The sequence below is a fragment of the Kiritimatiellia bacterium genome, assembly GCA_028715905.1.
Classification (GTDB): Bacteria; Verrucomicrobiota; Kiritimatiellia; order JAAZAB01; family JAAZAB01; genus JAQUQV01.
The window spans coordinates 1-22,071 of sequence record JAQUQV010000039.1 but is presented as its reverse complement, the minus strand read 5'-3'; the positions used below and the strand labels follow the sequence as shown (position 1 = coordinate 22,071).

At 56.4% G+C, this 22,071-nt stretch carries 19 protein-coding genes and 1 tRNA gene; 9 read left to right on the top strand and 11 right to left on the bottom strand.

Annotated features, from left to right (window positions below):
• Positions 1–73 precede the first annotated feature (73 nt).
• On the top strand, positions 74–544 hold the full coding sequence (locus PHP98_08390; GenBank protein MDD5483653.1) for a type II toxin-antitoxin system RelB/DinJ family antitoxin: 471 nt from the start codon (positions 74–76) through the stop codon (positions 542–544).
• Positions 544–816, top strand: coding sequence for a type II toxin-antitoxin system YafQ family toxin (locus PHP98_08385; GenBank protein MDD5483652.1), 273 nt, complete (start codon positions 544–546; stop codon positions 814–816). Before PHP98_08390 ends, PHP98_08385 begins: the two co-directional genes overlap by 1 nt.
• A gap of 188 nt (positions 817–1,004) precedes the next feature.
• On the opposite strand, the gene PHP98_08380 is transcribed toward PHP98_08385, so the two are convergent.
• The 6 genes from PHP98_08380 to PHP98_08355 all read right to left on the bottom strand — a co-directional run bounded on the left by PHP98_08380 (position 1,005) and on the right by PHP98_08355 (position 5,541).
• Complete coding sequence (locus PHP98_08380; protein ID MDD5483651.1) at positions 1,005–1,346, bottom strand: hypothetical protein; 342 nt, start codon at positions 1,344–1,346, stop codon at positions 1,005–1,007.
• A 144-nt stretch (positions 1,347–1,490) separates the two neighbouring features.
• Complete coding sequence (gene infA, locus PHP98_08375; protein MDD5483650.1) at positions 1,491–1,727, bottom strand: translation initiation factor IF-1; 237 nt, start codon at positions 1,725–1,727, stop codon at positions 1,491–1,493.
• 64 nt (positions 1,728–1,791) lie between these two features.
• Positions 1,792–2,433, bottom strand: coding sequence for a lysophospholipid acyltransferase family protein (locus PHP98_08370; GenBank protein MDD5483649.1), 642 nt, complete (start codon positions 2,431–2,433; stop codon positions 1,792–1,794).
• A 180-nt stretch (positions 2,434–2,613) separates the two neighbouring features.
• The gene (gene mazG, locus PHP98_08365) at positions 2,614–3,510 is read right to left on the bottom strand and encodes a nucleoside triphosphate pyrophosphohydrolase (protein MDD5483648.1); all 897 of its coding nucleotides are present in this window, start codon (positions 3,508–3,510) and stop codon (positions 2,614–2,616) included.
• Positions 3,511–3,517: 7 nt separating this feature from the next.
• Positions 3,518–4,810 carry a phosphomethylpyrimidine synthase ThiC gene (thiC, locus tag PHP98_08360; protein ID MDD5483647.1) on the bottom strand — a complete coding sequence of 431 codons (1,293 nt, stop codon included), beginning with the start codon at positions 4,808–4,810 and terminating at the stop codon, positions 3,518–3,520.
• Positions 4,807–5,541 (bottom strand): HAD hydrolase-like protein, encoded by a 735-nt coding sequence (locus PHP98_08355; GenBank protein ID MDD5483646.1) that lies wholly within the window; start codon positions 5,539–5,541, stop codon positions 4,807–4,809. Before PHP98_08355 ends, thiC begins: the two co-directional genes overlap by 4 nt.
• A gap of 129 nt (positions 5,542–5,670) precedes the next feature.
• On the opposite strand from PHP98_08355, the gene PHP98_08350 reads away from it, so the two are divergent.
• From PHP98_08350 to PHP98_08335, 4 genes are all read left to right on the top strand, one after another.
• The gene (locus PHP98_08350; GenBank protein ID MDD5483645.1) at positions 5,671–7,188 is read left to right on the top strand and encodes an extracellular solute-binding protein; all 1,518 of its coding nucleotides are present in this window, start codon (positions 5,671–5,673) and stop codon (positions 7,186–7,188) included.
• A 154-nt stretch (positions 7,189–7,342) separates the two neighbouring features.
• Positions 7,343–9,034, top strand: a complete 1,692-nt coding sequence (locus PHP98_08345) for an iron ABC transporter permease (GenBank protein ID MDD5483644.1) — start codon at positions 7,343–7,345, stop codon at positions 9,032–9,034.
• A gap of 88 nt (positions 9,035–9,122) precedes the next feature.
• Positions 9,123–10,193, top strand: coding sequence for a hypothetical protein (locus PHP98_08340; protein ID MDD5483643.1), 1,071 nt, complete (start codon positions 9,123–9,125; stop codon positions 10,191–10,193).
• Between the two features lie 41 nt (positions 10,194–10,234).
• Positions 10,235–12,055, top strand: a complete 1,821-nt coding sequence (locus PHP98_08335) for a hypothetical protein (protein MDD5483642.1) — start codon at positions 10,235–10,237, stop codon at positions 12,053–12,055.
• 98 nt (positions 12,056–12,153) lie between these two features.
• Here the strand turns inward: PHP98_08335 and PHP98_08330 are convergent, their stop codons facing one another.
• Genes PHP98_08330 through PHP98_08320 form a run of 3 tightly spaced genes read right to left on the bottom strand, consistent with a single transcriptional unit; the run spans position 12,154 to position 16,303 of the window.
• Positions 12,154–13,038, bottom strand: a complete 885-nt coding sequence (locus PHP98_08330) for a histidinol-phosphatase HisJ family protein (GenBank protein MDD5483641.1) — start codon at positions 13,036–13,038, stop codon at positions 12,154–12,156.
• 23 nt (positions 13,039–13,061) lie between these two features.
• Positions 13,062–13,751 carry an ankyrin repeat domain-containing protein gene (locus PHP98_08325; protein MDD5483640.1) on the bottom strand — a complete coding sequence of 230 codons (690 nt, stop codon included), beginning with the start codon at positions 13,749–13,751 and terminating at the stop codon, positions 13,062–13,064.
• A 47-nt stretch (positions 13,752–13,798) separates the two neighbouring features.
• Positions 13,799–16,303, bottom strand: a complete 2,505-nt coding sequence (locus PHP98_08320) for a glycogen/starch/alpha-glucan phosphorylase (GenBank protein ID MDD5483639.1) — start codon at positions 16,301–16,303, stop codon at positions 13,799–13,801.
• A gap of 199 nt (positions 16,304–16,502) precedes the next feature.
• Here PHP98_08320 and PHP98_08315 point away from each other — a divergent pair, with 199 nt between their 5' ends.
• The 3 genes from PHP98_08315 to PHP98_08305 are packed head-to-tail and all read left to right on the top strand — an operon-like array spanning position 16,503 to position 19,377.
• Positions 16,503–17,507 carry a LacI family DNA-binding transcriptional regulator gene (locus PHP98_08315; protein MDD5483638.1) on the top strand — a complete coding sequence of 335 codons (1,005 nt, stop codon included), beginning with the start codon at positions 16,503–16,505 and terminating at the stop codon, positions 17,505–17,507.
• A 43-nt stretch (positions 17,508–17,550) separates the two neighbouring features.
• Positions 17,551–18,498, top strand: a complete 948-nt coding sequence (locus PHP98_08310) for a Gfo/Idh/MocA family oxidoreductase (protein ID MDD5483637.1) — start codon at positions 17,551–17,553, stop codon at positions 18,496–18,498.
• A gap of 21 nt (positions 18,499–18,519) precedes the next feature.
• The gene (locus PHP98_08305; protein MDD5483636.1) at positions 18,520–19,377 is read left to right on the top strand and encodes a Gfo/Idh/MocA family oxidoreductase; all 858 of its coding nucleotides are present in this window, start codon (positions 18,520–18,522) and stop codon (positions 19,375–19,377) included.
• A gap of 11 nt (positions 19,378–19,388) precedes the next feature.
• On the opposite strand, the gene PHP98_08300 is transcribed toward PHP98_08305, so the two are convergent.
• Positions 19,389–21,905 carry a U32 family peptidase gene (locus PHP98_08300; GenBank protein ID MDD5483635.1) on the bottom strand — a complete coding sequence of 839 codons (2,517 nt, stop codon included), beginning with the start codon at positions 21,903–21,905 and terminating at the stop codon, positions 19,389–19,391.
• A gap of 41 nt (positions 21,906–21,946) precedes the next feature.
• Positions 21,947–22,017: transfer RNA gene (locus PHP98_08295), tRNA-Gly, on the bottom strand.
• Between the last annotated feature and the right edge of the window lie 54 nt (positions 22,018–22,071).

Below are 22,071 nucleotides of genomic sequence, written 5' to 3'. Positions count from 1 at the left end.
GGCGTGGTTTTGAGAGAGCATCAAGGATTTGGCGGAAGGGTTGCGTGTCTTTAACGGGAACTCGGGCGTAGCTTTGAGCGAAGCCCGATGCAAGCGTGGGGTGAATTTGGCTTCCGGCGGAGCCGGAATCGCCGCCGCCTTTTTCGAACCAAATTCGCACCACATGGGGAAGGAAGCATTAATAACATTGGGTTGCGGGCAGAGCCCGCTTTGGATAAAAAAGATATTGCATGTGTGGCCCGATCGTGCTACGGTAAAAGAAAAAAAGGGAAAGGGAGATGATATGAACAAAACAGCAACCGTTCGGGCAAGGATTCAACCCGGATTGAAGAACCATGCCGAAAACGTCTTTCGTCGTCTTGGGCTGAATGCGACCCAGGCTATAACGATATTCTATAAGCAGGTTGAACTGCGCGATGGTCTTCCTTTTAACTTGGCCATTCCCACATCAACAACCAACCGAACATTTGATGCCACGGATACCGGTCGCGATTTGATCATCTGCAAAAATGCAGACGATATGTTTGAAAAGCTGGGAATTTGATGTATACCCCGGTCTACACCCGTCAATTTGAGAAGGATCTGAAACTTGCCAAACGGCGCGGCAAGAATCTGGAAAAATTCAAGATTATTTCCAGAACTTTGCTTGCCGGCCAGCCTCTCGACCTTATTCATCGCGACCATCGTCTCGTTGGCAACTATATCGGCCGGCGCGACTGTCATATTGAGTCAGACTGGTTGTTGATCTACAAAATCGATAACAATCTGCTTATCTTTGAGCGGATGGGCACACACTCAGATTTATTCAAAAAATGAGATGTGGAGCAATCAGGGTCAGCCCTCGAAATAGAACTTTACAAGCGGCATAGACGATGGCAAGGCATTCGGCATGGCAAGACATTTATCCGAGCTACATAGGACAGCGCAAAGCATTCGACTTTGTCGAGTATGGCCCGCCTCAAGAAACACCCCCGCTCGCGCGGGGAAGACCGCTCATGCCACTCTTATCTGGGAGTCGGACTGCTATAATACTCAAAGGAAGATAACCGGATAAGTCGTTGTTCATTGTGTTTCCGGGCCAGCAATTCTGGGTCGGCAAGCCAGACTTGCAAAGCAATTTCCTCACGGGAGGACTTCTCGTCAAAGGCAAGGTTCAAGTTCTGTTCGGCAGCCCCGTCCTCCTGCCGTTGCTGGCCGTCTTCAGTTGCCATTTCGTCAATGGCATACAGGGAATCGTTCAGTGAATCAGGTAGTCCCTCGGGAGACATCAGAACGCCGGCGAGTGAATTGAAATATTCCTCGTCTTCAAGTTCCGGGGATGGAAGGATTACTTTCTCCTCTTCCAAATCTTTCTTAAACCTGGCGAAGAACTTTCCAAGAAAGTCGTAATACTAGTTTGGATGATTTCATTGAATGGAAATTCAATGATCCGATATTTCACTTCTTGATCGGCTGGTTTTGATAATGTTTCTATGGCTGTCACGTCTGAATCATTTCTGCCGGAAGACGATCCGGCCCTTGGTGAGATCGTAGGGGGAAATTTCAAGCGTGACCCGGTCGCCGACGGAAATCCTGATGAAATGCTTGCGCATCTTGCCGGATATATGGGCTAAAATTTCATTGCCGTTCTTGAGCTTGACCCGATACATGGTTGCCGGCAGAACTTTTACGACTACGCCGTCCAGGCGGAGCGCTTCTTCTTTTGCCTGATGCTCATTTTCTCTCATAATTATATGCCTTTTTGATTCCGCCCGGAATTATTGCCTGTCTGTCAAGCTTTTGGCAAGCTTTTTAACCGTCTTTTTCTGCAACGGATCGGAGCGCAGCGATTTTCGCCATGACCAATTCCGCGGCCTTCTGGTAAACGTCCTTCCCGGACCCCAGGCGTTGGAACTCTTCCGGCCCGAGGGGCCGGCCGTAACACACGGTGATTTTTGCGGGTTTGATCCATCCGGCCCCTTTCGGAAAAGCCGCAAAATTTCCGTCAATATAAACCGGGACCACGGGGACTTGCGCTTTCATAATCAGGAACCCGATGCCGGCTTTTGGCGGCTGTAATTTTCCGTCCGGCGACCGGGTGCCTTCGGGGAAAAGACAAAGCGCGCCGCCGTTTTCCAAAAGGGCGAGGGCCGTCTTGAAAGCCGCCAGGTCGCCGCGATTGCGGTCAATAAAAACCACGCCCACGCTGCGCGCCCACCATTGCCCCAGCGTGTTCTGAAACAGACTGTCCCGGGCCAGGAAACGAACATAACGGCGCGCGAGGGCGCATCCGGCGAGCGGCGGGTCAAGAAAGCTGGCGTGGTTTGAGGCAATAATTACTCCGCCTTCGGCGGGAACGTTCCCGGCGCCGATGGCCCGGTAGTGGTTCCATATTTTCAGCCCCAGCCAAAGGAAAAACCGGGAAAAGCCGTAAACCATGGGAATTTTTTCCATCGCAACTCTTTTTCCTCCGCCTTTCCCGGGCTTTCCGGCGCGGCGTTTCGTCCGCAACCAAAAACATTCTCGCGCAAATTAATTATTAAGGCGGCACCTGTATTTGATTGCCGCAGGAGCCGCAGCCCTATGCGGCGATTCCGGACGACAAAACATACATCGCCGAACAGGGGTTCGGCTCTATCTCGATTTTGCGCGTTTTTGCGGCAAGCGTTTGACGTTTTTAGCGGTTCTTGGCGTGGCGGTTTTTCCTTCCCCCGGCCGGGCCGTGGCGCGCAACGCTTTCTTTTCAGATTTTTTGGCTGTTTCCCAGTATTTATCCAGTTTTTTCAGGGGACAGCGAGTGATTTCAATCCGGTCGGCATGCGCCAGGCGTTCAACTTCCCGAAAGCGGCGGGAAAATTTGACAACGGCGTCCTGCAGGACCTCTTCGGCGCGCATTTTACGGAAGCGGCAGAGATTGACCACCGCGAAAAGGAGGTCGCCGACTTCAGTGCGGATTTGGCGCTCGTTGCCTCTGGCGAGGGCCTCGCGGACTTCTTCAAGCTCTTCTTCTATTTTTGCCATGACGCCGCGCGCGTCTTTCCAGTCAAAGCCGATGCGCGCCAGCCGCTGCTGGAATTGGTGGGCTTTATGCAGGGCCGGCAGATGGCGCGGAATTCCTTCTATTATTGAAGCTTGCTCCCCGTTCCGCGCGGTTTTTTCCCGGGCCTTTATTTTTTCCCAGTTGCGCAGAACCTCGCGCTGGTTCGCGGCGGAGAGGCTGCCGAAGACATGCGGATGCCGGCGGATTAACTTGGCGCAGACCGTCCGGACCACGTCGTTAAAATCAAACTGTTTTTTTTCCGCTCTGATTTGGGCCTGGAAAACCACCTGCAGGAGCAGGTCGCCCAGCTCTTCGGCGTGCCGGTCGGCATCGCCCGAGTCAATCGCGTCAATGACCTCGTAACATTCCTCAATCAGGTATTGTTTTAACGTCGCCAGGGTCTGTTTGCGGTCCCAGGGGCAGCCTTTTTTCGCGCGCAGCCTGGCCATGATGGCAATCAGGCGGTTGATGGAAGCTTTTGTCTTTTTCATTAACAAATCAGCGTCTTTTTCCGCACCTGATTTTCTGCGAGATGCGCATGGCACAGAATTCCGCCCCGCACATGGAACAGTGGTCCAGGGATGCCGTCGTCCGCCCGGTTATTTTCCGGAAACGCGCCCGGGCCTTTTTTCCGTCCAGGGCAAGCTGAAACTGCTTGTCCCAGTCAAACGCGAACCGCGCGCCGGTCATGGCGTCATCCCAGTCGCGGGCGTGTCGCAGACCGCGGGCGACGTCGGCGGCGTGCGCCGCGATCCGGAAAGCGATCAGGCCTTCGCGCACCTCTTCTTTGTTCGGCAGTCCCAGATGCTCGGCCGGGGTCACGTAGCAGAGCAGGGAGGCGCCGTAAGATGCCGCGGCGCAGGCGCCGATGCAGGCGGAAATATGGTCGTAGCCCGGAGCAACATCGGTAACCACCGGACCGAGCACGTAAAAAGGGGCGTCGCCGCAGACCTTCTGTTCCCTTTCAACGTTCATGCGGATCTGGTCAAAAGGCACATGGCCGGGGCCTTCAACCATCACCTGCACTCCGCGCCGGCGGCACTGGCGCACCAGCGCGCCGATCGTATCCAGCTCGGCAAACTGCGCCTTGTCGCTTGCATCGGCGAGACATCCGGGCCGCAGACCGTCGCCGAGCGAAACGGTAACGTCATGCGCCTTGCAGATTTCCAGCACTTCCGGCCAGCGGGCATAGAGAGGATTCTGGGCCTTATGCCGTTTCATCCAGGCGGCCAGGATTGCGCCGCCGCGGCTGACTATGCCGGCGCGCCTTTTCATCGCCAGCGGCACATATTCCTTCAACAGGCCGGCATGCAGGGTCATGAAGTCAACCCCCTGCCCGGCCTGTTCGGCAATCACTTCCATCAGGACTTCGGGGTCAAACGATTCAACCGCTCCGCCGGTCCGGCAAACCGCCTCGTAAATGGGGACGGTGCCGAAAGGAACCGGACAATTCGCCAGCATGCGCCGGCGCAGGCCGCTTAAATCCGGGCCGACGCTCAAATCCATCACGAAATCGGCGCCGGCTTCCAGGGCGGTTACCAGTTTGCGCAATTCGCGCGGCGAATCGGATTGTTCCGTTGAGAGGCCGATGTTGGCGTTGACCTTGGTGCGGAATGCGCGGCCGGCAATTTTCGGGCGCAGGTTTTTATGGCGCGGATTGGCCGGCAGAACCGCGCGTCCGCGCGCGATTTCAGCGCGGATTTTTTCAGGAGCTTGTTTTTCGTCCGCGGCAACCGCTTTCATAACCGGCGTGATGCGGCCGGCGCGCGCTTCATCCATCTGAGTATTCATCGGGAACGCTCTCGGAAACGGGCGGTGGAAAGCAGGGTGATGATGCCGTCCGGGCTCAGGCCGGAAATGTTTTCCTCCACCCGGTCGGCGCCGGTAAAATCCTGCCACTCCGTGAAACAATCGGGTACGGCGCAGCAGCGCATGCCGACCGCCAGGGCTGACTGGCAGGCCGTGGCGCCGTCAACCAGGGCAATGGCGCAGCGCGGGACCACCGCCATGGCTTTCAAAAGCGACAACCAGCTGTCGGGCGTGGGCAAATCATCGGCCTCCTTCTTCATAACATGCAGAAATGCGGTCTGATCAAGGCCGGCCCGCGCCATAAGCTGTTCGGCTTTTTCCCGCGCAAGGAAGGAAAGCAGGCCGGTTTTGGCGCCGGCGGCCGCCGTCTTTTTAAGCAGGGCAACAAGTTCCGGCGCCGGCCGGGTTGTGTCCGCGTTTAATGACGACTCAAATTCCCGCCGGATTTTATCGGCGATATTTTCCGGCGCCAATCCCTTTTTCCCCATGGCCGGCAAAAGCCCGCGCAGGCATTTTTCAATTTTCCGCGGCAGGCAGTAACGCGAAAAAAAAGTCTGGTCCAGCGCAAGCTGGTGTTCTTTCAAGACGCGGCAAAACGCTTCGTACATCAGCTGCCGGCCGCGGAACAGCATAAATTCAAGCTCAAGCACCAAGGCGATCGGCGGCGTCCGGCTTCCGTCATTGTTCTGGTCATCCGTTGTTTTGTTTGTCATAATTAATTCTCTTTCGCTGAAAAGTGAGTTCTGCACAATATATCCCGGCCATGATAAATACGTCAAGCAAATTGAGCGCGTGTTTTATGATTGAAAGATGAAAAGCAAAATAATATTTTTTTACCCCGGATGAGAACCTTAAAGCCGCAGGACGGCGTCTATATCCTGGTGTTGCTGCTTTTGCTGGCCGTTCCTTTCCTGCTCCGGCCGGCCAGGGAAACGCCGGGCGGTCGTTCCGCGCGGCTGGTGATCGTCAGCCCGCACAATGAGGCCGTGCAGTATGAATTTGAGCGCGCCTTCCGGCGCTGGCACCGCGAAAAATTTCACGGGGATGTCGTTTTTGACTGGCGCAATATCGGCGGCACGAGCGAAATCGCGCGTTACCTTGACAGTTCATTTTTGGCGGCCGGGCGGGCGGGCCTGGCCGGGATCGGGATAGACCTCTTTTTCGGCGGGGGACAATACGATCACGCGCTCCGGGCCGGAAAGGGACACAGCGTTCCCTGCGGGCTCCGCGAACGCCATCCCGAATGGCTCAACGGGGAAATCATCCCCTCCTGTTTCTCGGGCGAAGTTTTTTATGACCCCGGCGACCGCTGGTACGGCTGCTGCCTGAGCTCTTTCGGCATCTGTTACAACGAGGATTCCCTGGCTTACCGCGGATTGTCTCCGCCGCTGCAAAAATGGCGGGATTTGGCGGACTTCCGGCTGTTTGAACGCGTCGCCCTGGCCGATCCGACCAAAAGCGGCTCCATCAACAAGGCCTTTGAAATGCTTATTCAAGAACAGATTTCCGAACAGCTTGCCGCGCGCGGTCAAACCGCCGGCAATGCGCAAATTTCAGACCTGGCGGAGGGTTGGCGGCGCGCTTTTCTGCTGATTCGCCAGATCGGAGCCAATGCGCGGTATTTTACCGATTCGGCCGGCCAGGTGACAGTTGACGTGGCCCAGGGCAACGCCGCCGCCGGCATGTGCATTGATTTTTACGGCCGTTTTGAAAGCGAAACGGTTGAACGCAGCGAGGCCTCCTTTAGAATGAAATATGTTACCCCGGGCGGTGGTTCCTCGGTTTCGGTTGATCCGATCAGCCTGTTGCGCGGGGCGCCCAACCGCGTAACCGCGGAGCGTTTTATTGACTTCTGCCTGAGCACAGAGGGACAGCTTCTCTGGAACACGCGCGTTGGTTGTCCTGGAGGCCCGACGCGTTATGCCCTGCGCCGGCTTCCCATACGGCGCGATTTGTACGCGGCGCCGTACCTGGCCAGCATGTCTGATCCGGCGGCCCGGCCTTATCAGACTGCCGGCCGGTTTGAATACCGGAGCGGCTGGACCGGACCGCTTTTCGGCGTTATCAAGGCGCTGATCCGATCCATGTGCATTGACCCCCATGATGAACTGAAGCGGGCCTGGGAAACCATTAACCAGGCCGGCGGGCCCGCGGCCTGCCCGCGCGCCATGGCGGTTTTTGCGGCCCTACCCGAGGGCGCGGAATACGAGCGGGCCCTGGCAACCACCGCCGCGCAGTTGGCCGATAAGCTTGAAGAGGCCCGGCTGATGCGCGAATGGACGGTATTTTTCAGAAACCAATACCGCCGGGCCGCGTTTCTGGCAAAAGACGAAAGCAATCCGGAAGGGCGGCGCCGGTGAACTTTCGGCCGTCTGTGTTTTAAACCGTTCCATTTAAACATGATACACTTTTGCGTAGAAGTTTAAATAAGACCGGTGGATCGCCAGCCGGGAAAGTTTTGGATGGCGGCACTGCCGCCTTAGGACGGACAGGCCGGGTGATTTACGGAAAGTTATGAAAAAACATCAAGCTCTTGCCATTGCTTTGCTGGCGGCAGCGTTTTTTATTGTTTTCTTTTTCTGGCCTTTGGGATGGGTGCTCCGCGGCGCCGTTATTTTTGAGGGGCGTTTCACTCTTGAGATCCTGGGCGAGACCCTGCGCAATCCGATTTACGTGGAGGGATTGCTGAACAGCCTGTTGCTTGCGGCCGTAACCACTTGCCTTGTCATGGCCATCGGCCTGCCGCTGGCCGCGCTTTCGGCGCGCTGCGCTTTTGCCGGCAAACAGATATTCGGCTCTCTTATCCTGATTCCGCTGATTCTGCCGCCTTTTGTCGGCGCGATCGGCATCAGCCAGATTCTCGGCCAAAGCGGAATGTTGAACGCTTTTCTGGTAAAAATCGGTTTATGCGCCTGGCCGGATGCCTGCGACTGGCTGGGAAAAGGGCGTTTTTTTGCGGTGGCGCTGACGGAGGCCCTGCATCTTTATCCCATTTTTTACCTGAACGCGTTGAGCGCGCTGGCCAATGTTGATTCTTCAATGGAGGAAGCCGCCGCCAGCCTGGGGCTTTCCGCCTTCGGCCGGTTCCGCCGCATAACAATTCCGCTCATTGCGCCGGGCATGTTTGCCGGCGGGGCCATTGTTTTTATCTGGAGCTTTACCGAGCTCGGCACCCCCCTCGTCTTCAATTATAACCGCCTGACGGCCGTGCAGATTTTTAACGGCTTGAAGGATATCGGCGCAAATCCTCTGCCCTACGCGCTGGTGGCGGTCATGCTGGCGGTCGTGGCGCTCATTTACGGCGCGGGCAAACTGGCCTTCGGCCGCTATCAATACGCGGTCATTCAAAAGGGCGCGCCGGCAGGCGCGCTTGTGCCGCTGAAAGGCCTGGCGCGCATTGCCGCCGTCTTTCTCTTTGCATTCGTTTTCACGCTGGCCGTCCTGCCCCATCTCGGGGTGATCTTAACGAGCGTTGCGCTCGGCTGGTATCAGACAATCCTGCCTTTAAAATGGACCGCGGCGCATTATATCGGCGCGCTCGGGGATAATCTTATTGTTCCCAGCATTCGCAACAGTCTTTTTTATTCGTCAATGGCCGCGGCCATTGATGTGGCGCTCGGCTTCATGATTGCCGTCGTGGTGGAGCGGACAAAGCTGCGCTGGCGCTTTTTGCTGGATGCGGCCGCCATGCTGCCCCTGGCCGTGCCCGGCATTGTGGTGGCCTTCGGTTACATCGGCATGAGCCAGCCCGGCGCCTTGTTTGCGGCCATGAATCCCGCCAATAACCCGACCGTCCTGCTGATTATAGCCTACGCCGTCCGCCGGCTGCCTTACGTTGTGCGCGCGGCCGTCGCCGGCTTGCAGCAAACGCCGGCCGCCCTTGAAGAGGCGGCCGCCAGCGTCGGCAGTTCGCCGGCCCGCACAACCTGCAAAATAACGCTTCCCCTGATTGGCGCTAACCTTCTGGCCGGGGGCCTGCTGGCCTTCAGTTTCGCCATGCTGGAAGTTTCCGACTCGCTCATGCTGGCCCAGAAGCAGATGCATTATCCCATTACCAAGGCGCTTTACGAGTTGTTTCAAATGCTTGGCAACGGGCGTTACCTGGCTTCGGCCTTTGGCGTCTGGGCCATGGCGTTTTTATTCGTCGCCATTCTGGGCATAAACCGTCTCATCGGCCGCCGGCTCGGCAATATTTTCCGGATATGATTTGCCCCCCCAAAAAAAACAAAAAAACTGTTGACTTTTTTAAAAATTTTTATATCCTTATTAACTAATAGTATTTCCGGGTGTTTTTATGCAAACAAAATACGTTTTGCGCTCAGTCTGTTTTCTGTTGTGTCTTTTGCCGGTTTTGGCTTTTGCGAATGACTGGCAATGGCATGCCGCCGGCGCCGTCGGCAAATGGGGGCACAGCGCCTCGTATTCCGTTTACAGTTCGTCCGGCGTATCGGTCCCTTTTCCGTCCGTGACCAATCAGGAAGGCGTCAGCTACGGCGGGTTCATCTATCCCCATGACCGCCGGGTCATGCGCGTGCGGGATGATTTTGACGGCGACGGCAAGTCGGATTGCTGGTATTACCACCAGCCTTCCGCGGCCTGGTATGTTGTTTTTTCATCGGCAACGCAGAGTGTTTTCCATATCCAGCTCGGATTGGCGGATTCCGTGCCCATCCCCGAAGACTACGACGGCGACCTGATAACCGATCCGGCGATTTACCAGGAAAACACCGGAACATGGATTGCCTGGCTTTCCCTGTATAATTATGCCGCGATTTCACTGCCCGGCTTTGGCGGCGCTGGCATCAGCGCGATCCCGGCCGATTATGACGGCGACATGTTCGCCGACCCCGCCATTTACAATCGCAATTCCGGAGTTTGGACCGCCACGTTGTCAGCCAATGGATACCGCACGTTTTCCGGCGGCTTCGGCGGTCCGGGGTACACGGCCCTCATCGGTGATTTTGACATGGATGACTGCGCCGACCCCATGATTTACAATGAAACCGCGGGGGCGCTGGGCGTCGCCCTTTCGGGCAGCGGTTATCTGCCGGTTTCCGTCGCGCATGGCGGAAACGGCTTTACAATGCTTTCCGATGATTATGACGGCGACGGCTGCGCTGATTTTGCCGCGTATAAACGCGATAATGGATTATGGTATATCACCAATTACAAGTATGATCATATTGTCTGGGGAGATCGGTGGGGCGGCGGTCCGGGCTATCTGCCCATCATGGGCGATTATGACGGCGACGGGCTGGCGGATGTGTCCGTCTTTTACCGCGACCGGCACGATTCCATCTGGCATCTTGACGAGACAACGGCCGGCCCGACGATCGTGTCGGCGCGCGGCCACCGCGGCAGATAAAAAAAAGATTTACAATAAATATAAATGAGGGAGATATAGAAATGAAAAAAACGATGTTCCGGATTGCTCTTGCGTTGATGGCGGCGGCCTTTGTCCTGCCAGTTGTGGCGGAGGAAACCGGCCAGATCAATTACCAGGCGCGTTTGCTTGATGCCTACGGCCGGCGGCTGAATACCACCGTGGAGCTTTCGTTCAAGATTTATGACGCCGCCGCGGACGGCGCCCTGCTCTGGTCGGAAACCCATGCCGATGTCGTCGTGCAGGACGGCGTCTATTCAGTCGCGCTCGGCTCGCTGACCCCCATCCCGGCTTCGGTCTTTGAGAACAGGAGCGTTTATCTTGAGCTGGGCATCAACGGCGAAACCATGACGCCCCGCCAGCAGATTACCGCTTCCGCCGAAGCGCTCGTGGCGCGCACCGTGATGGGCTCCAATATTTTTGAAAACCAGGCCAGCGGAGACGTCGGTATCGGCACTATGACCCCGGCCGCCAAGCTGGATGTCAGCGGCACAATCCAGGCCGCCGGTTTTAAAATGCCGACCGGCGCCACCGACGGATATGTGCTGGTGTCCGACGCGGCCGGCGTGGGCACATGGCAGTCAATGTCCATTGTCCTTGACGAAAAAGATCCCATTCACACCAACTGGGTGCAAGTGGTTTTCACTCCGGCCATGGCGGGCATCGCCGCCTCCACCAACGATATGTGGGACGGGGCCGCCGGAATTAAGGCCCGCGTGCTGGCCGCCACTTACAGCGCCGCCACCGGCGCTCTCTGGGCCGCGGTTAACCAGCGCGTACTTATTGATGATTATGCCGCCGCCACCGGCGCCCTCTGGACCGCCGCCAACGCCCGCGTGCTCCGCGTCGGCGATATCATGACGGGCCCCTTGACAAACGAGGCCGGTTTCTTCGGCAACGGCGCCGGACTGACCAATATTTCCTCATCCGGTATTTCATTGACGGGTGTGGTTCACCGCACCGGCGATACCATGACCGGCGCACTGGTCATCAGCAATAATCTGACCGTCGCGCTTACGAATGACGCCGGCGAAACGAATTACATCGCCCTGGGCGGCGTGGCAATTTCCAACTGGAACCAGGTAACCGGCGGCGACCTGACCAACGAACTGGTGCAGTTGCAGACGGCCACCGGCGTGTTAAACACATCAGTCGGCACTCTGAATAATGACGTGGGATCAATCAGTAATCAGGTTGACCTGCATATTGAGCAGATCGGGGCAATCTCCAATGATCTTGACACGGCCGAAGGAAACATCACGAAACTGCAGGCCGACGTGGTTGTGGTCAGCAACGATCTTGACACGGCCGAAGGAAACATCACGAAACTGCAGGCCGACGTGGTTGTAGTCAGCAATGATCTTGACGCGGCCGAAGGAAATATCACCAAACTGCAGGCCGATATGGTCGTGGTTTCCAACCAAGCCGATGCCGCAAAGGGCATTGCCGACGGGCTGAATGCGCGCTCAAACGCCTGGGATAACGCCGTAATTAACCGGACCGGGACGGCGGGCGATGCGATTGCCGCCGCCAACGTTTATTGTTTTGCCCCGGACGGCAGCTGGAGCAACGCCAGCGCGTCCGTCGCCGCCACCGCCCAGGGTATGCTGGGGCTGGCGCTGGGAACAACCGTGGGAGAAGGGATGCTTTTAAACGGCCAATATGATGGCGCGTGGTCGTTTAACCCGGGAGACATTCTTTATCTCTCCACTACCGCCAATCAAATTACCGCCACCCGGCCGAGCGGGGCAAACGAGGTTGTCAGAATCGTCGGTTATGCCGTTGATGCCAATACGATTTATTTCAACCCGGACCGCACATACATTGAAGTAATCGGCGATTAAAGAACTTTCATCCGGACCCGCTAGGGCTCCCTGCCGGGGAATTTTTCCCTGTCGGGGAGCCTTCCTTTTTTGTCCCTTTTTGTTTTGTCAAGCCAAGCTTACGGCGCGCGCCGGCAACCGGTTTCACCACTTGCCGGGAACGGATTCGCGGCCACGTGTTGAACCGGCAAAGCGTACCGTGTTTGCTTGCGGCCGGCAAAACGCACCGCCTCGGAATAACCTGCTTGCCGGGCCCAGGCCATGGCGCAGGCAAACTCATAACCGACTTCGTCCGGGAGATGGGCGTCCGAACCGAAACAGACGGGAATATCCAGCGCTCTCGCCATGCCGAGCAGGAAAAGGGAGGGGTAAATTTCCCGGACCGGTTTGCGCAGACCGGAGGTGTTGATTTCAATCGCCATCCCCGCACCGGCGATTTTGTCCAGAGCCGGCCCGGCCATTTCTTTCAGGACCGGCTCGGACGGTAAAAATCCGAATTTTTTGGGAAGATCAAGGTGGCCGACAACGTCAAAAAGTTTTGTTTCCGCCAGGCGGCCGATTAATTTAAAATATTCGCGCCACGTGCCGGCGACGTCAACGTTGTCCCACACTTCGCGCTCGTCCGGATTGTCAAAACCCCAGTCATTAATAAAATGCACCGAGCCGAGCACGAGATCAAAGGGCCGGTGCGGCAGCCATTCCCGGAGGAAACGCTCGCAACCCTCGTAATAATCGGCTTCGGCGCCGAAGAGCACGCGGGTTTGCAGCCCGGTTGACGCGGGCCCGTTATTCCGGTCCGTTGAAACGGCGCGTATTTTTGCGCGGTACAATTCAAATTCAGCCATCCCCATCCGGTGCTGCTGGTCATAATTGTCCGGATTGGGAGCGTGGTCGGTAAAACATATTTCAGGGAGATTGGCTTGCCGGGCGGCGGCCAGGAATTCCGCCGGCTCGCCTTCGGCGTGCCTGCAGAAAGGAGTGTGAATATGATAATCGGGCAGCATTTTCGTATACCGCTCATCCCCTCTCAGTCGTCGCATTCGGAGAAGCTGATGAAGCGGACTTTATCGCGCGGATTTCTTTTGGCCCCTTTCCGCGCCAGCAATCGGGCCGCGTCGTAGTTGTTATGTTGTTCCGCCCAGGTCAGCGCCGTGCGCCCCTGGTAGTCGCGCGCGTCGGTGTCGGCCCCGTTTTTAACAAGGGCGTTGATGGCGTCAATATTGCCCCAGAAAGCGGCCCAGTGCAACGGCGTTAAGCCGCGGTCGTTGGTTTTCGTCTCAATATCGGCGCCGTAATCCAGCAATAAATCAATCATATCCGTCCGGCTGTATTGCGCGGCCAGGTGCAGGGGGGTCAGACCCCGGGAATCAAAAACATTAACCTGCGCCCCGCTGGCCAGCAGTAGCGCCGCCATGTCGGGATGTCCATGGAGCGCGGCCAGATGGAGCGGCGTCAGGCCGAGATGGTTGCGCGCATTGACGTCGGCGCCCTGCTCAATGAGGAGTCTGGCCGCCGCCGGGCGGTTCAATTCCGCCGCCAGATGAAGGGCTGAACAACCGCGGTTGTTTTCCGGAGCATTGAGGTTGATGCCGTTGACCACAATGCCGCCGGCGGCGTTAACTTCATTTTCCGCGGCGGCGCGCGGGGTCTCCCCGGCCCGGACGTTGCAATGAAGCAGACAAGAAAACAAAATAATTAAAATAGGTTTTTTATTCATATTTCAATCCTCCTCGCTGAAATATTTTTTTACTGCTTTATGCCTGGTCAATAAGCGAAATCCTTAACAAACTCGGTTTTGATCGGCAATGGTTTTGCCTGCCAGATATCGCGCGCGTATTCGCGGATCGTGCGGTCGCTGGAAAAAAAGCCCATCCTGGCGACGGTCAGAATTGATTTTCGCGTCCATATTTCCGGGCGGCTGAATGTTTCTGCGGCCTGTTTCTGCCGCTGGAGGTAAGGGCGATAATCAGCAAGGACAAAATAGCGGTCGCCGCCGCGCAGCAGGGATTCGTGCAGGTTGGCGAAGACCGAAGGCGACTCGGCGCACAATTCTTTATTGATGAGCGCATCAGCCGCCCTGCGCAGCTCCATATCCGTGTTATAAAAATCCAGGGGGTTGTAAACGGGGCGCAGTTGCGCCAGCTGCTCGGTCCGGTATCCGAAGATAAAAAGGTTTTCCAGCCCGACTTGTCCGGCGATTTCAATGTTGGCGCCGTCCCATGTTCCAATGGTCAAGGCGCCGTTCAGGGCCAGTTTCATATTGCCGGTGCCGGAGGCCTCCATGCCGGCGGTGGATATTTGTTCCGAGAGGTCGGCGGCCGGCACAATGAGTTCCGCCAGCGAAACATCATAGTCCGGCAAAAAGACGACTTTCAACCGGCCGTGCAGGTCGGGATCGTTGTTGATGCGCTCGCCAAGGGAGGTGATGAGTTTGATGATATGCTTGGCCGTCGTGTAGCTGGGAGCGGCCTTGGCGCCGAAAATGAAAGTGCGCGGAACGATACGCGTCTTAGGAGCGGCCTTGAGCTGTTGATAAAGGGTGATGATATGCAGGGCGTTCAGCAACTGGCGCTTGTATTCATGCAATCTTTTAATCTGGACGTCAAAGAGCGAGAGGGGATCAACTTGGATGCCGGTTGTCTTGTAAATATATTTGGCCAGTTTTATTTTGTTCTGAAACTTGACCTCGCGGAACGCCTTTTGGAACGCGGGATCGTCGGCCCGGGTTTCCAGGGGCTTCAACTGGTCCAGGTTTTTTATCCAGCCGTCGCCGATGGCCCCGGTGATGAGGCTTGCCAATCCCGGATTGCATGCCAGAAGCCAGCGCCTCTGGGTGATGCCGTTGGTTTTATTGTTGAATTTTTTCGGCCATATTCCCGCAAAATCGCGAAATACATTTGTTTTTATCAGGCGTGAATGGAGCGCGGAAACGCCGTTGACCGAATGGCTGCCGACAATCGCCAGGTTGGCCATGCGCGCCTGTTTCGGGTCGCTTTCTTCAATGAGCGACAGGCCGCGCAGCCGGTTCAAGTCGCCGGGATAACGCGCCGTCACCCGCTGGAGAAAGCGGCCGTTGATTTCATAGATAATCTGCAAATGGCGCGGCAGAACTTTTTCAAGGAGGGGAACCGGCCATTTTTCCAGCGCCTCCGGCATGATGGTATGGTTCGTGTAGGCAAAAGTGTTCACGGTCAGATCCCAGGCTTTTTCCCAGGGTATTTCAAGCTCGTCAACAAAGAACCGCATCAACTCAACGATTGCCAGGGCGGGGTGGGTGTCATTGAGCTGGATGGCGTTTCTTTTCGGAAACTCATCCCAGCGGTGCTTGTATTTTTTCTGAAAGCGCCGGATAATGTCGCGGACGGAACAGGCCACCAGAAAATATTCCTGAACAAGCCGCAGTTCCTTGCCCCGGTTGGTGTTGTCGGAAGGATATAAAACCTTGGTAACGGTTTCCGCCCAATTTTTCTCCTGCATGGCTTTGATGTAGTCGCCCCGGTTGAACACATCCAAACGGAAGTCTTCGCTGGCGCGCGAGCTCCAGAGCCGGAGAAAATTGACGGTATTGTTGTTGTAGCCGATCACGGGAATGTCATAAGGCAGACCTTCAAACATCTGCCAGTCGGTCCAGACCTGCTTTTCACCGCCTCCGTTTTTTTTCACTGTTTCCACCCGGCCGTAGACGAGGACCGGTATGGTGTATTCCGGCCGGACCATTTCCCACGGATAACCGAATTTCAACCAGTCGTCCGGGCGCTCCCTTTGCCAGCCGTTTTCTATTTCCTGGCGGAACATGCCGTGTTCGTAGCGGATGCCGTAACCGTAGGCCGGCAGTTCCATGGTGGCCATTGAATCCAGGAAACAGGCCGCCAGGCGGCCCAGGCCGCCGTTGCCCAGACCGGCATCCTCTTCGGTCCGGCAGAGGGCCTCAAAATCAATGCCCAGGTCTTCAATCGCCTTCCGGGCGGCGGCGCCGGCCTGCAACGCGATGATATTGTTGCACAAAAGCCGCCCCAGCAGAAATTCCATGGAAAGATAATAAACCCGCTTGACGTCGTGGTCGTAATAAGCCCCCTGGGTGGCGATCATCCGTTCAACGGCCAGGTCGCGGACAGCGCGGGCCACGCTTTCATACTTGTCAAACATGGTCGCCGAATTCCAGTTTTTGCAGCGGGTGTATTTAATGTGGTGCCGGATGCTGTTGAGGAGGCGTTCCTCGGTGATATCCTTTTTGAAAGCGTCCGGAAACGTTGTCTTTTTTCCAGTCATTGTTGCTCCGTTATGAAAAACTGAAAGGAAATCTACCATATTGTATTCCGGAAAACCATAAGTATTTTACGGGGGAGCAGAAGTAACGCGCGCGGGCAACACGGAAAAAACTGAAAAAAAAGCTTGCAATGCAAACAAAAAGGTTTATTCTTATCTGCAATTAATAAAAAAAGCGGCTGCTTTTATTTTTTTACATCCGATGAACAAACGTTTGTTCAATCCCGGCCGGAAGCGCAAGGCAACGCTGAAGGATGTGGCCGGACGCCTCGGCCTCTCCGTTTCGGTGGTTTCCAGAGCGCTCAGCCGCCGGCCGGACAAAAACGCCCGCGTGGCGCCGAATACCGTCCGGAAGATCGCCGCGGCCGCCAAAATCCTGAATTTTCACCCCAACCGGGCGGCCGAGTTCATCAAGCGCGGCGCCCTGCCGACCATCGGCGTGTTCGTGTCCGCCACGCCCAACCAGCTCATCGCGGATTTGCTTTTTGGAATCTCCGAAAGCGCGCAGGAAGAGGGTTTTCCCCTGCAAATTGACGGCGATTTTTCGGTGAAGGGATTCCGCCGGTTCATGCGGCATAATCTTGACCTGGCCCATTCGGGCGTCATTTCGTATCCCATGCTCATAACCCAGCCGCAAATTGCCCGCGAGGTGGAACGCTTCCGGATGGGCGGCGGCAAGATCGTCTTGTTGAATTGCGCGCTGGAAATTCCCGGCGTGCCGGTGGTGGCAATGGATGAACGCCTTGGCGGCCGCCTGGCCGCCGAACGACTGCTGGCGCGGCGTTGCAAAGCCTTTGCGGTGGCGGGTAAATTCAAGGAACGCGGCCCCGGTTTTGCGGAAAAGCTGGCCGAAGCGGGACGCTCGGCTGATTTTTTTTCAAAGGACGAGACCGGTTTGCGAAAATTGATAAAATTCTGCAAGGCATCCGCCCGGCCAGCGGGCATTTTCGCCGTTTATGACATATTGGCCCTTGCCGTAATTCGCCTGCTGCGCCAGGCGGGCTTGAATCCCGGCCATGATGTTCTGGTTGTGGGATATGACAACATGAAACTGGGCGAGGTAACGGATCCGCCGTTGACGACCATCCATCAGCCTTTCCGCGAGGAGGGTCGCCTGGCCGCCCGTAAATTGATCAACCTGATCTACGGGGTTGAGGAGAAATCAATCCTTCTCAGCCCCCGGTTGGTGGCGAGGGAATCCGGATGAGAATGTGGAATAAACAAAAAACAACCAAGGGAACAAAAATAACATGAAAAAAATGCAGTTTGGAGTCGTAGGCTGCGGGGCAATAGCCAAGGCGCATATTGAGGCGTTCAAGGAGCATGACGCTCAATGCGCCGGCGTCGCGGATAACAACCCGGAAGCGGCCAAAAAATTCGCCGCCGAACTGGGCGGCGCGCGGATTTGCAAGGATTACCGGGAACTGGTGGATGCGGTCAAGCCCGACCTGATCAGCATTTGCACCCCGCCCGTGGCGCACGAAGAAACGGCGGTTTATGCGCTTCAACAAGGCGTGCATGTCCTTTGTGAAAAACCGCTGGCGTATGACATCCAAGCGGCGCGGCGCGTGCGCGACGCCGCGGAAAAATCACGGGCATTGTTGATGCCGGCTTTTCGCCACCGCTTCATGTATGCCAATATCATGCTGCGCGATATTGCGGCTTCCGGAGAAATCGGCGATATAGTCTTGTTTAATAATATCTTTTGCGGGCCGTCTTTTGCCATGGAAACAAAATGGTTTACCAAAAAGGCTGTCGCCGGCGGCGGCTGCCTGCTGGATACCAACAGCCATTCGGTTGATCTTTTCAGATTCATCGTCGGCGAAATCGCGGAACAGCGGGCGCTCATGCACCGGCATTTTAAAACGACCGACGTTGAAGACGCCGGAGTGCTGGTGGTCAAATCCGACAAGGGCGCGCTGGGCGTCATGGCGTCTTCCTTTGTGGCCGGATCCGGCTCGGCCTTCATTGAAATCACCGGCACAAAGGGCAAAATGCGCTACGATTATACCGACCGCGAAAAGGTGCTGGTGCGTCTGGCCGGCGACAAGGATTGGACCGCCCGGCCCGTCAAGCAAAGCAACGGCTTTGCCGAGGAAATCAGCCATTTCCTCGGCGCCATTGAAGGCAAACACAAGTTATCATGCACGGTTGTTGACGGAGTGCGGGTGATGGAAGTGATTTGCGGAGTGTATTAAACAAAAAGGAGGAAAAGACCGATGAAAAAAATTGGATTCATAGATTATTTTCTGGACGAGTGGCATGCCAATAATTATCCGAAATGGATCAGGGAAAGTTCATTCAAGGATAAATTTGACGTTTGTTATGCCTGGGCGGAAAAGGACCAGGAGGCGGGGGGACAGACAAGCCGGCAGTGGTGCGCAACCCAGAAAGTGGAATTGACCGCCACAAAGGAAGAATTAACAGAGAAATCGGACTGCATTGTGGTTCTTTCCCCTAATAATCCCGAGCGTCATGAGGATTTGTGCCGCGATGTGCTTTCGTCCGGGAAACCGGTCTATGTTGACAAAACTTTCGCGCCCGATCTTAAAACCGCGGAAAAGCTGTTTGCCTGGGCGGAAAAATCCAAGACGCCGATGTTTTCCAGTTCCGCCCTGAGATTTGCGCAGGAAGTCGCGGATATCAAAACCAACAGGGAAATCAACGATATAAAATTCGTTGCCACCCGCGGGCCGGGCCGCTTTGCCATTTACAGCATTCACCAGGTGGAAATGATCGTCTCGCTGATGGGTCCCGGCGTAAAACGGCTGATGCATTGCGGCACAGAAAGCGTGCCGGTCATGCTCCTTGACTATGAGCATGGCCGCCGGGCCATGTTCAGCATGCTTCCCGAGCATCCTTTCCAGATTTCCGTCCAGCACGGCGAAGGCAAAGGGATAAATATTCCGGAAGTGAAAGGCGGCTTTTTCCAGAGTTTTATTGAGCGGATGCTGGGCTTCTTTGAAAATCGGGAGCCGGTCGTGCCGAAGGAAGAAACTCTGGCAATCATGGCGATTCTGGAAGCCGGACGGCGGGCGCTGAACGCAACCGATGAATGGACGGCTATTCCGAAATAAAAGCGGGAAGCTCACGCGGGCGCGCCGGGGCCGCGGTCTGCTCCGGCTTGCCGCCGCCGGTTCCAAAACGGCGACTGGCCCTCCGTAAGCCGAAGACCAGCCCGGAGGCGGCGCCAAATATCAAGCATTTCTTTTGCCGCGTAAGCGCGATGCATGAAGTCCGCCCTGAGCAATACCGCGCCCGCCCCGGTTAATTCGTTCAAATGCGCCGCCAGGCAAAAGGGCCGCCCGCTCAGCACCGTGTTCCGTCCATGACGGCTGACAATCCGGATTTGATCTCCGCGGGATGAAGCAAACCGCATTTCCCGGACATGATTTTCCGGAATCGCCACGCGGGTTTCGGAAACCATGAGCGGCGTGTCCTGATAAACAATGGCCGCGGCTGCGCCGGCAAATTCGGAGAGCAGCGCGCGCGCGTTTTCAAAATCGTCTTCCGGCGAGAGCGTAAAACCGTTTATACCCAGGGTTTTGAGCTGTAAAACCGCGGCCCTGTTCCGCGCGTACATCGGCCAATCGGCGGAAATATCCAGCCGCGTCCCGCCGTCGGCCAGGGAATGCAGGAACGACCAGGCGCCCAGATTGGATATTTGCCATTGGCGCCGGCCGGCGGCAAGAAAAGTCTTAACGGTTTTCACGAAAAAATCCATTTCCCACGACCGCATGACGGCCGGCAGGGCCAGACGCAAACGCGCCGGGCCAATTTTTTCCGACAAGACGGGCAACTGTTTGAAAAACTCAGGGAAAATATCGGGCGCGCATTCAACAATAACCTCGCCGATGGCGCGCCAGTCTTCAGAACCAAACGCGGCCAGCAAATGCGGCTGATCGGTCTTGATGTTCCACTGCAAATTGCCGCTTTCCGGCCGGGCCGCCCGGGCCGCTGTACGGTCGGCGTAAAATTCCGCTTTAATCTCATCGGCGTATTTTTGCGGCCCGGCATCAATTTCCAGTTCAAGCGCCCTGGAAATGCCGCGGCGGGCGGCATTGAGCAGGGAAATGGGGACAAATAAATTATGAGGATTATGAACAGCGAGCTTTCCGAGCTTGAGATGCGTGTTCCCGAGCTTTTGGAACGCCGCCTCAATAGCTCCTTCCACCTGCTTGATGTCCTTGGCCGGCTGGAAAAATCCCGCAATATGTTTCCGGGCTTTCACGCCGGCCGATGCCGCCGCCAAGTCCAGGCCGTTTTCTTCCACGCGCACCTCAAAATCTGCCGTTTGGCAGGGCCGGAAACAACCGGGCTTTGGCCGGGAAAAAACGTACTGTTGCTTAACTTTCTGCGATGAGGCGCTGTAAACAACCGCTCCCGGGGAAATGGGCGGATGACCGCGCGGAAGCCGGATTTCCACGCTGGCTCCGGCCGGCGCGGCAAAAACGCGTTTTGCGCATGCAGCAGCTGCGCAATGGATGTTTTTTACCGCAAAACCGAAAGGACGCGGCTGGCCCTCAATATCAATCTGCAGTCCGTCATGCAGTTCTATCGGAAGCGTTGTTTTGAACCGCAGAAAATGTCCGCCCGGATATTTTTTAATTTCTTGCACCCGGCCCGCCGGCGAACCACGATGCCCCTGGATTTTCGGGTCTGTTACCCCGCGGTTGTTGCGCGTTCTGAGGTATAAATCCGTCCAGGGCCGGCTGAAAATGGTTTGCAGGTCGGAGGCAAATTCGCGCGCTTCGGCGGGATGAAAACGGCCGTCAATAAGACGCCGGTAATAATTGACCGCGGCCGCGACATAAAGCGGGCTTTTCATCCGCCCTTCAATTTTCAAGGCGGTGACGCCGATTTGCCGCAGGGCGGCGATACAGTGCGGCAATGCCAGATCTTTCATGGAAAAAACGAAACCGCCGGCGCCGCGCGCCGGAATTGAATCCCGTTCCGGCCTGGCCGGCCGGAACCATTCCCGGCAGGGATAGGCGCAGCGGCCGCGGTTGCCGCTGCGGCCGTAAAGGTGCGAGGAAAACAGGCATAATCCGCTGTAGGAATAACAAAGCGCGCCGTGAACAAAGACTTCCGTCTCAATTTTTGATTTCGCGGCAATTGCGCCGATCTCGCCCAGGGTCAATTCGCGGGCCAGAGTAACCCGCGTCATGCCGATTTGGCGCGCGGTTTCCGCCCCGTGAATGTTATGAATCGCCATCTGGGTGCTGGCATGCGCCTTGAGCCGGGGGAAATAGCGGCGCAGAATGTTTAATACGCCGAAATCCTGAACAATGACGGCGTCAACGCCCGCCGCGGCAATGGCGGCCAGCAGGTCAATCAGGGCGTCCAACTCGTTCTGCAAAACGAGCGTATTGACGGCCGCATATATTTTGCGCCGTTTTTTCAATGAATGCGCGTAGCCGACTATCTCGGCCAGCTCATCAATTGAAAAATTTTCAGCGGCGGCGCGCGCCGAGAAGCTGGCAAGGCCGAGATAAACCGCGTCTGCCCCGTAATGCAGGGCCGCATAACCGGCGGCGATATTGCCGGCCGGCGCCAACAGTTCAATTGGTCCGTTTTCGGTTTTCCCTGATGTTGTAGCATCCATTGCGGGCCGGTCAGAGATTACGCCGCGGCGCGGGAGGCGGGAGCGGGCGAAGGGAATCGAACCCTCACCACCAGCTTGGAAGGCTGGAGCTCTACCATTGAGCTACACCCGCAAATAATGCAAAAATACGATGACCCTGAAAAAACGCGCGTCTGTGCGAGCGAGC

Coding starts and splice junctions, on each gene's coding strand:
- PHP98_08320 (MDD5483639.1), bottom strand. CDS start 16,303: ATGACTGGAAAAAAGACAACGTTTCCGGACGCTTTCAAAAAGGATATC.
- PHP98_08340 (MDD5483643.1), top strand. CDS start 9,123: ATGCAAACAAAATACGTTTTGCGCTCAGTCTGTTTTCTGTTGTGTCTT.
- PHP98_08370 (MDD5483649.1), bottom strand. CDS start 2,433: ATGGAAAAAATTCCCATGGTTTACGGCTTTTCCCGGTTTTTCCTTTGG.
- PHP98_08345 (MDD5483644.1), top strand. CDS start 7,343: ATGAAAAAACATCAAGCTCTTGCCATTGCTTTGCTGGCGGCAGCGTTT.
- PHP98_08310 (MDD5483637.1), top strand. CDS start 17,551: ATGAAAAAAATGCAGTTTGGAGTCGTAGGCTGCGGGGCAATAGCCAAG.
- infA (MDD5483650.1), bottom strand. CDS start 1,727: ATGAGAGAAAATGAGCATCAGGCAAAAGAAGAAGCGCTCCGCCTGGAC.
- PHP98_08315 (MDD5483638.1), top strand. CDS start 16,503: ATGAACAAACGTTTGTTCAATCCCGGCCGGAAGCGCAAGGCAACGCTG.
- PHP98_08325 (MDD5483640.1), bottom strand. CDS start 13,751: ATGAATAAAAAACCTATTTTAATTATTTTGTTTTCTTGTCTGCTTCAT.
- PHP98_08330 (MDD5483641.1), bottom strand. CDS start 13,038: ATGCTGCCCGATTATCATATTCACACTCCTTTCTGCAGGCACGCCGAA.
- PHP98_08355 (MDD5483646.1), bottom strand. CDS start 5,541: ATGACAAACAAAACAACGGATGACCAGAACAATGACGGAAGCCGGACG.
- PHP98_08300 (MDD5483635.1), bottom strand. CDS start 21,905: ATGGATGCTACAACATCAGGGAAAACCGAAAACGGACCAATTGAACTG.
- thiC (MDD5483647.1), bottom strand. CDS start 4,810: ATGAATACTCAGATGGATGAAGCGCGCGCCGGCCGCATCACGCCGGTT.
- PHP98_08350 (MDD5483645.1), top strand. CDS start 5,671: ATGAGAACCTTAAAGCCGCAGGACGGCGTCTATATCCTGGTGTTGCTG.
- PHP98_08335 (MDD5483642.1), top strand. CDS start 10,235: ATGAAAAAAACGATGTTCCGGATTGCTCTTGCGTTGATGGCGGCGGCC.
- PHP98_08305 (MDD5483636.1), top strand. CDS start 18,520: ATGAAAAAAATTGGATTCATAGATTATTTTCTGGACGAGTGGCATGCC.
- PHP98_08385 (MDD5483652.1), top strand. CDS start 544: ATGTATACCCCGGTCTACACCCGTCAATTTGAGAAGGATCTGAAACTT.
- mazG (MDD5483648.1), bottom strand. CDS start 3,510: ATGAAAAAGACAAAAGCTTCCATCAACCGCCTGATTGCCATCATGGCC.